Source organism: Sphingomonas sp. MA1305 (assembly GCF_016107325.1).
Classification (GTDB): domain Bacteria; phylum Pseudomonadota; class Alphaproteobacteria; order Sphingomonadales; family Sphingomonadaceae; genus Sphingomonas.
The window spans coordinates 167,678-181,695 of sequence record NZ_RCVT01000001.1 but is presented as its reverse complement, the minus strand read 5'-3'; the positions used below and the strand labels follow the sequence as shown (position 1 = coordinate 181,695).

General features: G+C 68.6%; 18 protein-coding genes. 3 read left to right on the top strand and 15 right to left on the bottom strand.

The window, feature by feature from the left end:
• Positions 1–6: 6 nt before the first annotated feature.
• The 10 genes from D9601_RS00835 to D9601_RS00790 all read right to left on the bottom strand — a co-directional run bounded on the left by D9601_RS00835 (position 7) and on the right by D9601_RS00790 (position 7,815).
• Complete coding sequence (locus tag D9601_RS00835) at positions 7–468, bottom strand: hypothetical protein (protein ID WP_198352050.1); 462 nt, start codon at positions 466–468, stop codon at positions 7–9.
• Positions 469–674: 206 nt separating this feature from the next.
• Complete coding sequence (locus tag D9601_RS00830) at positions 675–995, bottom strand: DMT family transporter (RefSeq protein ID WP_198352049.1); 321 nt, start codon at positions 993–995, stop codon at positions 675–677.
• Positions 996–1,181: 186 nt separating this feature from the next.
• A complete protein-coding gene (locus D9601_RS00825; RefSeq protein WP_198352048.1) occupies positions 1,182–1,829 on the bottom strand; it encodes a F0F1 ATP synthase subunit B family protein in 648 nt (215 codons plus the stop codon).
• Entirely contained in the window at positions 1,822–2,316 is a 495-nt protein-coding gene (locus D9601_RS00820; RefSeq protein ID WP_198352047.1) for a F0F1 ATP synthase subunit B family protein, read from the bottom strand. The genes D9601_RS00825 and D9601_RS00820 overlap by 8 nt, the downstream gene beginning before the upstream one ends.
• 54 nt (positions 2,317–2,370) lie before the next feature.
• Entirely contained in the window at positions 2,371–2,601 is a 231-nt protein-coding gene (locus tag D9601_RS00815) for a F0F1 ATP synthase subunit C (RefSeq protein WP_115378701.1), read from the bottom strand.
• Positions 2,602–2,642: 41 nt separating this feature from the next.
• On the bottom strand, positions 2,643–3,434 hold the full coding sequence (locus D9601_RS00810; protein WP_198352046.1) for a F0F1 ATP synthase subunit A: 792 nt from the start codon (positions 3,432–3,434) through the stop codon (positions 2,643–2,645).
• A gap of 39 nt (positions 3,435–3,473) precedes the next feature.
• Entirely contained in the window at positions 3,474–3,797 is a 324-nt protein-coding gene (locus D9601_RS00805) for an AtpZ/AtpI family protein (protein WP_198352045.1), read from the bottom strand.
• A gap of 288 nt (positions 3,798–4,085) precedes the next feature.
• Positions 4,086–4,454 (bottom strand): YdbL family protein, encoded by a 369-nt coding sequence (locus D9601_RS00800; RefSeq protein WP_198352044.1) that lies wholly within the window; start codon positions 4,452–4,454, stop codon positions 4,086–4,088.
• Positions 4,454–4,648 (bottom strand): YnbE family lipoprotein, encoded by a 195-nt coding sequence (locus tag D9601_RS00795; RefSeq protein WP_232473762.1) that lies wholly within the window; start codon positions 4,646–4,648, stop codon positions 4,454–4,456. Before D9601_RS00795 ends, D9601_RS00800 begins: the two co-directional genes overlap by 1 nt.
• A gap of 29 nt (positions 4,649–4,677) precedes the next feature.
• Positions 4,678–7,815 carry an intermembrane phospholipid transport protein YdbH family protein gene (locus D9601_RS00790; RefSeq protein ID WP_198352042.1) on the bottom strand — a complete coding sequence of 1,046 codons (3,138 nt, stop codon included), beginning with the start codon at positions 7,813–7,815 and terminating at the stop codon, positions 4,678–4,680.
• 73 nt (positions 7,816–7,888) lie between these two features.
• Between D9601_RS00790 and radC the strand changes: the two genes are divergently transcribed.
• Positions 7,889–8,572 carry a RadC family protein gene (radC, locus tag D9601_RS00785; RefSeq protein ID WP_198352041.1) on the top strand — a complete coding sequence of 228 codons (684 nt, stop codon included), beginning with the start codon at positions 7,889–7,891 and terminating at the stop codon, positions 8,570–8,572.
• Positions 8,573–8,641: 69 nt separating this feature from the next.
• Here the strand turns inward: radC and D9601_RS00780 are convergent, their stop codons facing one another.
• Positions 8,642–9,193: an EF-hand domain-containing protein gene (locus D9601_RS00780; RefSeq protein ID WP_198352040.1), complete on the bottom strand. Its 552-nt coding sequence runs from the start codon at positions 9,191–9,193 to the stop codon at positions 8,642–8,644.
• A gap of 217 nt (positions 9,194–9,410) precedes the next feature.
• Here D9601_RS00780 and purB point away from each other — a divergent pair, with 217 nt between their 5' ends.
• The gene (gene purB, locus D9601_RS00775) at positions 9,411–10,727 is read left to right on the top strand and encodes an adenylosuccinate lyase (RefSeq protein WP_198352039.1); all 1,317 of its coding nucleotides are present in this window, start codon (positions 9,411–9,413) and stop codon (positions 10,725–10,727) included.
• 4 nt (positions 10,728–10,731) lie between these two features.
• Here the strand turns inward: purB and D9601_RS00770 are convergent, their stop codons facing one another.
• The 3 genes from D9601_RS00770 to D9601_RS00760 all read right to left on the bottom strand — a co-directional run bounded on the left by D9601_RS00770 (position 10,732) and on the right by D9601_RS00760 (position 12,748).
• Entirely contained in the window at positions 10,732–11,190 is a 459-nt protein-coding gene (locus D9601_RS00770; protein ID WP_232473761.1) for a TM2 domain-containing protein, read from the bottom strand.
• Positions 11,191–11,251: 61 nt separating this feature from the next.
• The gene (locus D9601_RS00765) at positions 11,252–11,995 is read right to left on the bottom strand and encodes a hypothetical protein (RefSeq protein ID WP_232473760.1); all 744 of its coding nucleotides are present in this window, start codon (positions 11,993–11,995) and stop codon (positions 11,252–11,254) included.
• Positions 11,996–12,241: 246 nt separating this feature from the next.
• Positions 12,242–12,748: a thioredoxin family protein gene (locus tag D9601_RS00760; RefSeq protein WP_198352037.1), complete on the bottom strand. Its 507-nt coding sequence runs from the start codon at positions 12,746–12,748 to the stop codon at positions 12,242–12,244.
• A gap of 185 nt (positions 12,749–12,933) precedes the next feature.
• Between D9601_RS00760 and D9601_RS00755 the strand changes: the two genes are divergently transcribed.
• Positions 12,934–13,506 carry a hypothetical protein gene (locus D9601_RS00755; RefSeq protein WP_232473759.1) on the top strand — a complete coding sequence of 191 codons (573 nt, stop codon included), beginning with the start codon at positions 12,934–12,936 and terminating at the stop codon, positions 13,504–13,506.
• Positions 13,507–13,546: 40 nt separating this feature from the next.
• Here D9601_RS00755 and D9601_RS00750 read toward each other — a convergent pair whose 3' ends face one another.
• The gene (locus D9601_RS00750; protein ID WP_198352036.1) at positions 13,547–14,002 is read right to left on the bottom strand and encodes a hypothetical protein; all 456 of its coding nucleotides are present in this window, start codon (positions 14,000–14,002) and stop codon (positions 13,547–13,549) included.
• Positions 14,003–14,018: the final 16 nt, after the last annotated feature.

Here is a 14,018-nt window from a genome sequence, read left to right as displayed (position 1 = left end):
CGTGGCCTAGCGGCCGACCACCGGACCGGTCGGCTTCTTCGCTCCCGGCGGCGGCGCGCCACCGCCGAGCGCGGCGAGGTCATAGGCCAGCTTGCCCATCAGATCGGCGGTCATTTGTCCGCCGCTCAATGGCGCCAGACGGCGTAACGACAGCGCGCTGAACTTGGGCAGATTGTCGTCGGTGCTGAGCCCCGGCATGTCCTTGTCGAGCACCGCCCTGGCCCCCGGATCGGCGAGCAGATCGGCGATCGGCGTGTCGAGCGAGAAGTGAGTCGTCGTCGGGCGTGTGACCGGCGCAGGGTCGGCCGGCGGCACGCCGGCGGGCTTGGGATCGGCAGTTTTCGGGTCGGCGGGCGCGATCACCGTGTCGTCGGCGGGCAGGTCGAGCGAGAACTTGCCCGCCCGATCGGCGGCGGTGGAGGATTGCGGCGCCTGGGCGGCGACAAGCAAGAGCGACAGCAGGATCATCGGCAACACCTCACCTCGCGTCACGACGCGCGGGGAACATGTACCATCACCAAGCCCACCCCGTCACCCCGGACCTGTTCCGGGGGTCCACCGGGCCGCAAGCGCCCGGCAAGAGCAGCGGAGGCCACACCCAGCCGCAGCGTGGACCCCGGAACAGGTCCGGGGTGACGGTGGGTGTGCGGCACCGTGCCGCGCTCCTCATGCCTTCACGCCTGGCCGAACAGCTTGGTGCCGACGACGCCGATCACGGTCAGTGCCATGAAGCAGGCCTGGATCAGGCTGACCTTGTCGCCGAAGAAGATGACGCCGCCGATGATCACGCCGACCGCGCCCAGCCCCGTCCAGACCGCATAGGCCGTTCCGGCGGGCAGTCCGCGCATCGCCAGCGCGAGCAGGCCCATGTTGACGAAGGACAGGATGATCGGAACGCTGGATGCCTGCCAGGTGGCAAGCGTCGCGGCCCATTTCAGGCTGAGCGCCCAGCAGATCTCGGTGACGACGGCGACGGCGAGAATGGCCCAGGACATGGAGGATGTCTCCTTGCTGCGGGCTCGTTGACCGTTGGGCGCCGTCGGAAACCCGGGAAGAGACGGCGCAGGGTTAAGAAGTCACCGCCGTGCGGCGGCATGATCCTGCCGATGCAGAAAACCCGGAGCCGCTAGCGGCTCCGGTAGGGTGTCAGGCTCCTGCACGAGGCAGGGGCGCAGGTCGGATCAGTGGGGGCGACCGAGTCCGGCGATGGCGCGGTCGACCATCGCCTTGTCGGCGTTGCCGTCGACATGTTCCGCGATCAGCGTGGCGGCGGCCTTGGCGGCGCTGTCGGCGGCGAGCGCGCGGACCTCGGCGATCGCCTGGCGTTCGGCGGCGGCGATCTTGTCCTCGGCGCGCTTGGTGCGGCGGGCCATCAGCTCCTCCGCATCCTGCTTCGCCTTGGCGATGATCTGGTTCGCTTCCTGCTGCGCGTGGCTGCGCATGGTCGCGGCATCCGCCTCGGCGGCCTTGGCCTTGGCCTCATATTCGTTGCGCAGCCGCTCCGCCTCGGCGCGCAGCGCCTTGGCCTCGTCGAGCTGCCGGCGGATCGCGGCGATCTTGCCGTCGAGCGAGGCGCCGATCTTGCCCGGCACCTTGGCGACGATCATGCCGATCAGCACGACCAGCGCGGCGATGCCGACCCAGCCGGTGGTGTTGAAGCCGAGCGCGGTCGGCTCCTCGACATGATGCGCGTCGGGCTCGGCGACGCCGTTGGTCAGCGCGCTGGCATCGCGGATGTCGCGGGGCTGGAGCCCCTGCGCCGACGCCGCGTCGTTGAGGTTGGCCTGGATCGACGCATCCGCACGATCCATCGTGGCGGCATTAGCCATGGGCGTTGCTCCGGCGGACCGCATCGGCGGCGGCTTCGATGCTGACCTGGACGCCGGCGACCTTGGCGACCAGATCCTGCGCGACTTCCGCCGCGACCGACTGCAGGTTCAGCATCGCCTGCGCCTTGGCATTGCCGACGGCGAGGTCATGATGCGCCAGCCGTTCGGCCAGCTCGGCGTCGACGGCATGGACCTGGCTTTCCGCCGCCTTGGCGGCGCGCGCCTTGGCCGCAGTGGTCTCCGCCTGCGCCGCGCTGCGCGCCGCATCCATTTCGGCACGCCATGCCGCCTCGGTCTGGTCGGCGGCCAGACGCGCCTGTTCCGCCGCGGCGAGATCGCCGGCGATCTGCGCCTCGCGCGCGTCCACGGTCGCGATGACCCTGGGCACCATCATCTTGCCGATCCCGAAATACAGGATGCCGAAGGTGACGAGCAGCCAGAAGATCTGCGAGGCGTAGGTGGCGGAGAGCTGGGCTATCTGGGGCATGGCGTCCTCTCGTGGCCGGCGGCGCGTGGCGTCACGCACCGCCCGCCGACGACATTACTTGGCGACGAACACCAGGATGATCATCGTCACGAAGGCGAGCAGGCCGAGCAGCTCGGCGCCCGCGAAACCGATGAACAGACGGCCCTGCTGGCTGTCCGCCGCACCCGGGTTGCGCAGCGCGCCCTCGAGGAACTTGGCGAACACGTTGCCCACGCCGAGCGAGGCGAGGCCCATACCGATGGCGGCCAGACCGGCACCCAGCATGCGAGCGGCTTCTGCGTCCATTTCAATCACTCCAGTTCAAAACGTTGGTAGGGTACGAAAACTCAGTGCAGGTTGACGGCGTCGTTCAGATAGACGCTCGTCAGCAGCGCGAAGACATAGGCCTGGATGGCGGCGACCAGCAGCTCGAGCAGCGTGATGCCGATCATCAGCAGGAAGCTGGGCAGCGAGATCAGCGCGACATAGCCGGGGCCGAAGTTGATGCCGTTGATGACGAAGGCGGCGAGCACTTTCAGCAGGATGTGCCCCGCGGTCATCGCGACGAACAGTCGCAGGCCGAGGCTGAAGGGGCGCACCAGGAAGCTCATCAGCTCGACGACGAAGATCAGCGGGATCATCAGCGGCGGCGTGCCGTGCGGCACGAACAGGCTGAAGAAGTGGAAGCCGTGCTTGCCGAAGCCGACGATCAGCACGATCGAAAAGCTGATGATCGCCAGCACGCCGGTGACCGTCAGGTGGCTGGTGATCGTGAACGGATGCCAGCCCGGCACCACGCCGACCGGGGTCAGGCCCCAGATGTTGGCGAACAGGATGAACATGAACAGCGAGAAGACATAGGGGACGAAGCGCTTGCCCTCCGGCCCGATGTTCGAGGTCAGCATGTTCTGGACGAAGCCGGTGAAGCCTTCGACCGCGGCCTGCCAGCGGCCGGGCACCAGCTGGCGCTTCATGCCGCCGAGCATGAACAGCCACAGGCTGGCCAGGGTGATCACCATCCACAGCGCGGAGTTGGTGAAGGACAGATCGTGCCCCGCGACGATCCAGTGCCGACCGAACAGAGGTTCGATCAGGAACTGGTGCATCGGATCGATCTTGCTGCCCGTCTCTGCCGCCACGTGCTGTTGCTCGCCTTCCCAATATGACAAACGCCCGGTTTACTCCGGGCGCGTGCCAGTGATCCGTATGATCTGCCTGAACGCGACCGCTATTCCGAGGAACAGCATCACGATCAGCGCCCAAGGGGTCGTGCCGAACCAGCGGTCGATACACCAGCCGATCAGCGCCGAACCGACGAGACTGCCGATCAGGGCCGCCAGCACCCGGTTGCCGAGCGAATAGCCCGCATCCGCATTGGGTGCCGCCTGACCCGTCCGCACCGCTTCCTGATGCCGGGCTTCCCGTAGCCGCTCGTCGAGCGCGGAAAGCCGCGGATCTTCCGCCGTGCTGCCGAAGTCCTGTCCCGGACCCTCATCCGCCATGCGCCATCCTCAACCCAATCTTCATCGGCCGGGGGAGGATTGCGCACGATCGGCGAGCGATCCCGCCAAGGCACGGATGCGTCTAGATAAGGCACCTTGGGGTGTCAACCGCTCGCGATTGTTACGCGGGGATGAACGGGAATGCGGCCCGTTGTCGCGGCCGTTTCCTTTATTCCGGCGGCGGCGGTGACCCAGAGACGCTGACGGCGTGGTCTACGTGAGACCTGCACGTCTGGATCCCCGCTTTCGCGGGGATGACGGGTCGGGCGGTCGTCCCGCCCCGCCCCATCACTTGCAGCGCGGGTCGATCTCCGGCGTGCCGGTGTTCTCCTTCCACTGGCCCGACGGCGTCTTGTACATCTCGCCGACCGGCACGCGCGCGACGAGGTTGCAGCCGGTGGTGAAGGCGAATTGCTCCACCGTCGACCCGTTCGCCTGCGCACTCTGCGTATAGGCCGCCTTGCGCTTGATGTTGATGTCGCGGACCAGCGCCTGGATCGCCGGGCCGCCGCTCACCACGCCGAGATAGCCGTCTGGCTGTTCGCCGACCTGCTTCGCCTCGCGCGCGGCGGCATAGGCGGGGTCGCGCTGCGCCGCGGCCTGCACCGAAAGGCCGGCGAGAGCCGCCAGGCCGGCAACCTTCAGGATCGTGTTCATCAGAAAATACCCCCAGGGTTCTGCTGGATCAGCGACTTCGCCTCGCCGTCGAGGCGGTACACCACCTGCTGCGTGACCGCGATGTTGAGGTTGATCTCGATCGGCTTGTCCGGCGCGGTGACGTTGACGCACGCGCCCGTCCCCATCGCCAGCCCGATCGCGGCCCAACCCTTCATCGCGATGGAAGTCGTCATCCTTCGCCGTTTCGTCAATGCTGTTACGCTCATGGCACGGTCTCGCTTGCGGGGGGCTGAATGCCCTGTTTGCGTTGTTCCTCGAGCAGCGCGGGCAGGTTGCGCTGGATCAGCCGGCTGGGGTCGTAGAAGGACTGCGCCGAATCGAGCAGCCCGCGGAAGGGCGCCTTGATCTGCACGTTGAACACGAACGGCAGGCGCTGCAGCCGGCGGATCAGGAAGTTCGACTTGGCGCCCTTGCCCTGCGTCACGCCGGCGAAGCGGACCTGCGTCACCATCTCGCCTGCCAGCGGCCCGTTCATCGTGATCGTCAGGCTGCGGTAGCGCAACGAACGCAGCGCCTGGAAGGCGAGATTGCCCCAGAAGCCCAGATCCTTCTGCGTAAGCTCGCCGACATAGGCGAGGCCGCCGCCGCCCTCCCGCACCGTCAGATGGCCACCCTCGATCCGCCCGCCGGTGGTGTCGAATACCATCGGCAGCTCGCCGTCGAAGATGCCGGTGGCGTCGAGGTTCTTGAAGTCGAACTGCTGCAGGAACTGGTCCGCCGCGGCACCGCGGATGCGAAAGGTCATGCGGCGCGGCTGATCGGTGGAGAAATCGAGCGTCGTCGGCAGCAGGGTCAACTGCCCACCGGCGAACGGCCAGGTGCCGGATTCGACGCGCACGCGGCTGCCGGCGAGCGTCTGGTAGCGGATCGTACCGTCGTTGACGGCGATGCCGGGATTGACCGTCTTGATCGTCGCCACCTGCCCCGGCGCGCTTTCCAACGCGAGCAGATCGGTGAAGTGGATCGTGGTGGTGATGCCGGTGACCGGGCCGAGGGCCGCGGCGAGGTTCAGGCCGGTCGTCGCAAATTGCCCGGTCGAGGTGACACCGGCGGCGCTCCAGGCGATATGCCCCTCCCCCGTCACGACGCCGTCGACATCCGCGACGACGCCCTTGGTCAGGGTGGTGAGCAGATCGGGCTGGAAGGTCTTGGCAAAGGTGATGCCGGGCACGGTCAGGTCGGCGCGGCCTTCGCCGGTGCTCAATCGATGCGCGATGACGACGTCGGCGACGCGGGTGCCGGTGGTCGGCTCGGCGAGCGTGCCGGTGGCGCGGATCGCGCCGTCCGCCACGGTCAGCGCGACGTCGCGGCCGTTCATCGGATTGAACCGCGGCACGTCGGCAGCGTCGCGTACGGTCAGCGCGCCGGTCAGCGCCAGCACGCCGCCACGGAACCGCCAGTCGCCCGCGGCCTCGCCGAGCAGCAGCGGCACCGCGCCGATCTGCCCCGCGCCGCCGGCGAAGGTGCCGGCGACCCCACCGTCCGTGACCCGTCCGGCAAGATCGGCGATGTCGATCCGCGTCACCCGTTCGGCGCTGCCCAGCCGCACTGCCAGGCCGGCGACGGTGAACCCGCGGTCGCCGAGGCCGAGCGTCGCGCCCGTCGCGGCAAGGTCGAGCGGCGTGCCACCAAGCCGGCCGGTCAGATGGGTGGTGCCGAGCCGCGCCCCGCCGTCGATCCGGCCGCCGACACTGCGGACCAGCCCCTCGCCTGGCGCGCAGACGCGGGTCGCGACCGGATCGAGGGTCAGGCCGGACAGCACCAGCCGGCGCAGCGCCAGCGGGGTGCAGCCGGGGTTGATGACGATCGCGCCCCAGCCATCGCGGCGCAGGTCGACCGGCACGGTCAGCCCATCGACCCGGCCGCTCCCGGCGAGCGGACCGGACAACTGCGCCCGGGTGGTCAGCCGCAGCGCGCCGCCGTCCTGCAGCGCGAGCCGGATCGGCGTCAGCGCGAGCCGCGCATCCTCGACCGCATAGGGTGCGACCGCGATCTGCGCCTGCAACGTCGCGTCGGGCCGGCGACGTGCGACATCGGCGGTGACCGTGGGCAGACCGCCGCCCGCCAGCGCGAGCTGGGCCGCGCCGCTGAGCGGGGCGCGGCGCGCATAGCCGATGCCGTCGCCGCTGGTCAGACGGAGTCGGGCACCGCTTGCCGCGGTCAGCTCGGCGTCGGTCAGTGTGATCCGGGTATCGTCCGGGCTGCGTTCGGCGCGGATCGTCGCGCGCGCCGCGAAGCTGCGTGCCGCCTGCCGAAGCGCAAAGTCCATCCGCCGCGCGAGCGGGGCGAGCGGCGTCGAAGCAGTGGCGGCCGTCATGTCCGGCAGGCGACGATCGGCGCGTGCACCCTCGACCGCGAGGCGACCGGCGAAGCTCTGCGTCGCGCCGATCCGATAGTCACCGTCCACGGTCAGCCGTGCCGCGGCACCCGGCGCGGTGCGGACCTGCACCGCCGCCAGGGCGACATGGCCGGCGGTAGCGGCGGCGTTGCCTGCTAAGTCGAGCCGCCCCTGCGCCGCCGTCGCCGCCACACCGGGGCCGCGCACCGCGCCGCTCGCCAGCCGTGCGCTGCCTTGCCAATGGTCGAGGCGGGCGGACAGCGCCGCATCCACGTCGAGCCCGGCATCGGCCAGCGCCACATTGCCGCAGCTACCCTGCGCCGCGCGCACCGGACCCGCAAAGCGCGGCGCACCGTCGGTGGTGGTGACGTGCAGCGCCGCGGCGAGTCCGCGCACGTCGCAGCCCGCGACCGCCAGACCCGGCGCGACCGCGGCAAAGCGACCGTCGAAACCGTCGTCGATCCGCCCCTCGCCGCTCAGGCGCAAGCCCACCGGACCGGCCGGCGTCTCCAGCCGCATCCGCGCATCGGCGATGTCGACGCGCATCGCCGGCAGAGCGAACGGCTTGCCCGATGGCGGCCCCATCAATTTGTCCAGCTCGCCGAGCGTGATCCGGCCGTCCTGCCATCGCCCGCGGACGCGGACATGGCCGGCGCGCAGCTTGACGAGGCGCGGTCCGTTCAATCCGAAGCCCGTGTCGGTTTCGATCCAGTCGGCGACCAGATCGGGATCGGCCGGATCGCCGATGATGACATCGGTCAGCCGCTGCGCCCCGAAGCCGAGGTCGCCGATCGTATAGCGCGCGGCGACGCCCCGCCTGGCGAGTTCGCGGTCGATGACATGGCCGGCGATCGGCTTGCGCCCGATCCACAGCGCGATCAGCGCCGCCAGGGCGACCAGGGCGACCGCCAGCGCGATCCGACCGCCGCGCCCGAACCGCGGGATGGGCCGCCGCCGGGCGACGCGCGCTGCCTGTTCCGCGTCGTCGCCGGGCTCATCCATGCCGCTTCCATAGGCCGGTCCGCCGTGGCGATGCAATTGCGTCCACCCCGGCCGGGCTCTAGTTTGACGGGCCATGACCGACCGGTCGTACGATAATGCCGGGCATCGATCCCGCCTGCGCGCACGCCTGCTCGGCCACGGCGGCGAGGCGTTGCAGGATTATGAGCTGATCGAATATCTGCTTGGCCTCGCGATCCCGCGCCGCGACACCAAACCCCTCGCCAAGGCGCTGCTGCGTGAGTTCGGCGGCATTGGCGGGGCGCTGACCGCCGATGCCGAAGCGCTGCGGCGCGTAGCCGGCATGGGCGAGAGCAGCATCGCGGCGCTCAAGATCGCCCAGGCCGCCGCGCTGCGGCTGCTGCAGGCCGACGTCGCGGCACGACCGGTGCTCGCCAACTGGCAGGCGCTGCTCGACTATCTGCGGGCGGACATGGCGCATCACGGCATCGAGCGCTTTCGGGTGCTGCACCTCAACACCCGCAACATGCTGATCCGCGACGAGGTGATGAGCGAAGGCTCGATCGACGAAACCGCCGTGCACGTCCGCGAGGTGATCCGCCGCGCGATCGAGCTCGGCTCGGCGGCGGTGATCCTGGTGCACAACCATCCCTCCGGCGACCCCTCCCCCAGCCGCGCCGATATCGCGATCACCCGGTCGATCGCGGAGGCCGGCAAGCCGCTCGGCATCGCCGTGCACGACCATCTCATCATCGGCACCGCCGGCCACGCGAGCCTGCGGGCGGCCGGGCTGATCTGACCGCAAGCCGGAACAGCAAAGGGGCCGCCGGATCGCTCCGGCGGCCCCTCGTCATTTGTCGCTACCGGATCAGGACTGGCCCTGGCTCAGGAAGCCGATCAGCTCGGCCTTGCTGATCTCCTTGTTCCGATCCTTGTCGGCCTGGGTGAAGGCCGCGCCCAGCCACTTTTTCGTCGCGGGGGCATCGGCGGTGGTCGCCGGATCGCTCGCCTGCTTCAGCTTGACCATCCAATTGTCGAATTCGACCTTGGTCAGCTGCCCGTCCTTGTTCCCGTCATAGCTCGGGAATTCGGTGTCGACGATCGTCGCGACCTGGGTCGCTCCGCTGGCCGGCGTGGCGGCTGCCGATGCGGTGGCGGTCGCCGCGCTGTCCGTCCCCGGCGAGGTCGCCGACTGCGGTGCCGACTGCACCTGCGCCGCCTGTTCGGCCGGGGTGGCGGTATCCGCCGGCTGCGTCGCCGGCTGGGCGAGCTGTGATGTCGTCTGGTCCGGCACAGTCGTCGCCGGTGCGGTGGCCATCGGCTGGCGCCCCGGCTGCGCCTGCGACTGAGTTGTCGCAGTCTGCGCCATCGCTGGCGCAGCAATCGTCATCGCGCCGGCGAGCAAAGCATATTTCAACATGTGCTTGTCTCCCATTGTCGTATCGAAACGTATTGGCGGATCATCTTGCGACGACCGCGCCGTCCATTTCATGTGGGTTAACGTTGCATGGTTTTCAACGGTTCCACATCGGACCGTTTGTGGCCGGCGCACGGCTTTGCTAACGCCCCGCGGAAATCCGCGAGTCGCGCGCCAAGCCGCGCGGCGAACCGTGCCCTCCTCAGGACGAAGGAACCTTATGGTCCCCCGCTATTCCCGCCCCGACATGACTGCGATCTGGACGCCGGAGGCGCGCTATCGCATCTGGTTCGAGATCGAGGCGCATGCCACCGACGCGCTCGCCGATCTGGGCGTGGTGCCGCGCGAAGCGGCCGACGCATTGTGGGCGTGGTGGCGCACCGATCCGGTCATCGACGTCGCGGCGATCGACGCGATCGAGGCGGTGACCAAGCACGATGTCATCGCCTTCCTGACCTGGGTCGCGGAGCATGTCGGCGAGCAGGCGCGCTTCATGCACCAGGGCATGACCTCGTCCGACGTGCTCGACACGACGCTGAGCGTGCAGCTGGCGCGGGCCGCCGACATCCTGATCGCCGACCTCGACCGGCTGCTCGAGGTGCTCGAGCGGCGCGCGCGCGAGCACAAGCTGACGCCGACGATCGGACGCAGCCATGGCATCCACGCCGAACCGGTCACCTTCGGCCTCAAGCTGGCGCAGGCCTATGCCGAGTTCGACCGCTGCCGCACCCGGCTGATCGCGGCGCGGGCGGACATCGCGACCTGCGCGATCTCCGGCGCAGTCGGCACCTTCGCCAACATCGATCCGCGCGTCGAGGAACATGTCGCCGCCAAGCTCGGCCTGGCGATCGAGCCCGTGTCTACCCAGGTCATCCCGCGCGACCGGCACGCGATGTTCTTCGCGACGCTGGGCGTGATCGCCTCGTCGGTCGAGCGGCTCGCGGTCGAGGTGCGGCACCTGCAGCGTACCGAGGTGTTGGAGGCGGAGGAATATTTCTCGCCGGGGCAGAAGGGCTCGTCGGCGATGCCGCACAAGCGCAACCCGGTGCTGACCGAAAACCTCACCGGCCTTGCGCGCATGGTGCGCGGCTATGTGACGCCGGCGCTGGAGAATGTCGCGCTGTGGCACGAGCGCGACATCAGCCATTCGTCGGTCGAACGCTATATCGGGCCGGACGCGACGATCACGCTCGACTTCGCGCTGGCGCGGCTGACCGGCGTCATCGACAAATTGCTCGTCTATCCGGCGCGCATGCAGAAGAACCTCGACCGGATGGGCGGCCTCGTCCATTCGCAGCGGGTGCTGCTGGCGCTGACCCAGGCGGGGGTGAGCCGCGAAGACGCCTATCGCCTGGTGCAGCGCAACGCGATGAAGGTGTGGGAGAGCGACGGCGCGCTGTCGCTGCTCGACCTGCTCAAGGCCGATCCCGATGTGACGGCGGCGCTATCGCCGGCGGAGATCGAGGACAAGTTCGACCTCGGCTACCATTTGCGCCACGTCGATACGATCTTCGCCCGCGTCTTCGGCAACAGCTGACCGGTCAGTCCGACCGCGCGTAGCGCGCTGCGAACTCGCGGTTGGACATCAGCAGATAGCGGATGGCATCGACGAACGCCCAGATGCCGGTGACGAACAGCCCGATGACGGTGAGCGACACGACCAGCATCGCGATGCCGGAACCGGTTCGCCCCAGATAGAAACGATGGATGCCGAGCGTGCCCAGGAAGAGGGCGAGCAGCGCGGCGACGATCTTGCTGCGGTCGGCCTCCGGCGGCCGCGGACGTGGCGGCAGCGTCGTCACGCCGCGTTGCTCGCCGGGCAGCGGAAAGACGCTGAGCGCACGATCCTGGTCAACGTCGAAATCGACCGTCATGCCGATCGCCGGCTCGCCGCGCGTCGCCCAATCCTGCTGGCTGAAGCGGTAGCGCCGGCCGTCGTCGCCCGCCACCAGCCCCTCGCCGGTCCTGACGTCCACCCCCAACACCCGTCCCTGCATCATCGTCCCCCCGGTTGCAGGGGCATGATGCCCGCTGCAGCGCGGCATGCAAGGGGCGCGGTGATCAACCTGCCGGAATCAGACTGTCGACGCCGCGCGCCGCCACCACCCAGCGATAGAAGGCTTCGGCAACATAGGCACGCAGATAGACCGGGTCGATCGTGACCCGCTGCGTATTGCCGAGGCAGGCGCGCCCTTCGATCAGCAAGGTCTGCGTCAGGCCACGTTGCAGTTCCCGATCGGTCGACGCGTGAACGAAACGGGTGGCGAGCTTCGGCTGCCGCTGAACGAGACACATGGCGATCCGGAAGGCGCCGAGATCGTTGGGCAGGCGAAAGCGATTGTGCGTCGCCTCGCTGTCGAACAACCGTTGCGTGATCGCTGGATCATAGGTCTGGGCCAACGTCAGCGTCGCATCCGGCGCATATTTGCTCAGCGTCTGTTCGAACATCGTGCCGCGGTCGATCAGGTCGACTGGCACCTCGACCTGGTTGATCGACACTTTCTGCAGGGTCCCGGCCCGCGGACGGTAGCAGCCAGCATGGGTCATCAGGATCATCGATGCGGCGAAACGGGTCGATGCATAATTCGGCGCCCCGTCGATCGCCTTGCGGAGCCAAGCCGTGTCGGTCGTCTTGAAGGCGCAACGCATGAAGAAGGCGGCACCATCCTGTTCGATCGTCGAACTGAACGCCGTCGTCTGGTTCCAATGGACTTGGACGGGCAGCTTCTCGCGGGGGATCTGCAATGCTCGAACGATGATATCGTCCGAACTGTCGGCGTTGGGAAGCGACGGCGGTGTGGCCATAGCCTCGGAACGAGGCTTCTCCTGCGCCACCGCGGCAACCGGCACGGCACAAGCCGCCATCAGGCAACAGACACCATATCGCAGAAATCGCCGCGTCATATCCGCCTCCGTTTTGCCGATCATTACATCATAGAGGGAATATACCCACCAGCGATATATTTCGACCCATTGCCAAACGAATTAGCTCAACATGTGCAACTTTGTGCGATTGCTCTATGCGGATGGTATCCTCGCCCTCGACGAATTCTATGCTACCCAGCCCGCCAGCCAGTCGGCGAGTGCCTGCGGGGTCAGGCTGCGCGCGTCGGCCAACGCGGTTTCGCGACCGGCGTTGACCAGGCGGTTGGTCTTGGGATCGACGATCAGCACCGCGGGAACGCCCGCCAGCCGTCCCTTGATGCCGTAGCTGGCGGGGATGTCGAGATTCTGATCGAAGCGGCCGACATCGACCGTCACCACCTCGAAATGCTTGGTGACGAAGCCGCGCATCTGCGGCAGTTCCATGACGCCTGCGAGCAGACGGCAGTCCAGGCACCAATTGCCGCCGAGATCGATCAGCAGCCGCTTGTGCGCCTTGGCCGCGCGCGCCCGCGCTGCGGCGACCGCCGCCTTCGCATCACCGGCATGATAGGGCAGCGGCAAGGGCTGCGGCAGCGCGTCGAAGCTCGCCACGCCGACCCGCGGCGCCGCGACCGGTGCAGCGGCGAGGAACAGGGGCGTGGCGAGCGTGGCGATGGCGAGGGCAAGGCGCATGAAGGAAACTCCGCGATTTCGTCGGCCATCCAAACGGCTCGAGCGGGGAAAGGCAAGCGAGCAAAATCTTGTCCCCCGGCAAGCGATCGCGCCGCCACGACCGGACCTCGGGTGAACCCCGCTTGCCACATGCCGACTACACTTGTAATCATAACGCAACGACAACGACTCGAAGGTGACTGTCGATGGGTCTTCCGCCACTTGCCGCCTTGTTGCTCAGCCTGTCCCCCGCGCCCGCCATGCCCCCGGCGCAAGCCGTGGCGGCTCCGGACGACCAGACGCTGGCGGCGCTGTTCGACGCCGACCAGGCGATCCGCAAGGCGATCGGCGCGACCAAGCCGATCGACGTCGCGCTGGCGCGGCGCATGATCGCTGAGGACGCGGACCGCCGCATCAAGGCGCGGGCGCTGCTGGCGGACGGCCATGTCCGCACTGCCGAGGATTTCTACCGCGCCGCCTTCATCCTGCAACACGGCACCAAGGCGCCGGACTATCTGCTCGCCCATTCGCTGGCCCTTGCGGCTGCGGCGCGCGGCAAGGTAGAGGCGCAGTGGATCGCGGCGGCCACGCTGGACCGGTATCTGATGGCGATCGGCCAACCGCAGATCTACGGCACGCAATATGTCCGCGACACGCGCAACGGCGCGACCGGCCTGACGATGGAGCCGTACGACCCGAGCCTGGTGCCCGACACGCTGCGCACGGCTTTGGGCATCCCGACCCGGGCCGAGCAGCAAGCCCGGCTGACCGCCGACTGATCGTCGGTTCCGGGATCGATGAGCCGCGCTGGGCTGCCGGCTAGCATACCCGCGCCGCGTCATGCGGCCCCTCGTCGTCGTTGGCGGGTGACGATCGGCGCGGCCGGATCGTCCGCCGGCGGCGGTAGTGCCCGGCGCGACGCAGCGGAAGCGAGATCCGAACACCATCGCCGCGGCTACGCCACGCGGCGATCGCGGCAGCGACGGCAACGATCGTGTCGAGCACCATCGACCATTCCACCGCCGACACCCACAGCGCGACATCGGGCACTGCGGTGACGAACAGGCGGGCGGCGGATCCGTCGTCGCAGCAGAGCATGACGATGCCCGCGATCAGCACGGTCAGGCCGATCACGGCATCGGCGCGGCTGAGCGCGGAAAGCCGCGCCGCAGGGACCAGCACGAGCCAACGGTGCAGACACAGGCCGATCGCCGTCCGCGGCGCCACCGCTAGCACCAGCCAGCAGAAGAGAAACGTCGTGATGATCGCCGTCATCGCCCCCCCGATCGCC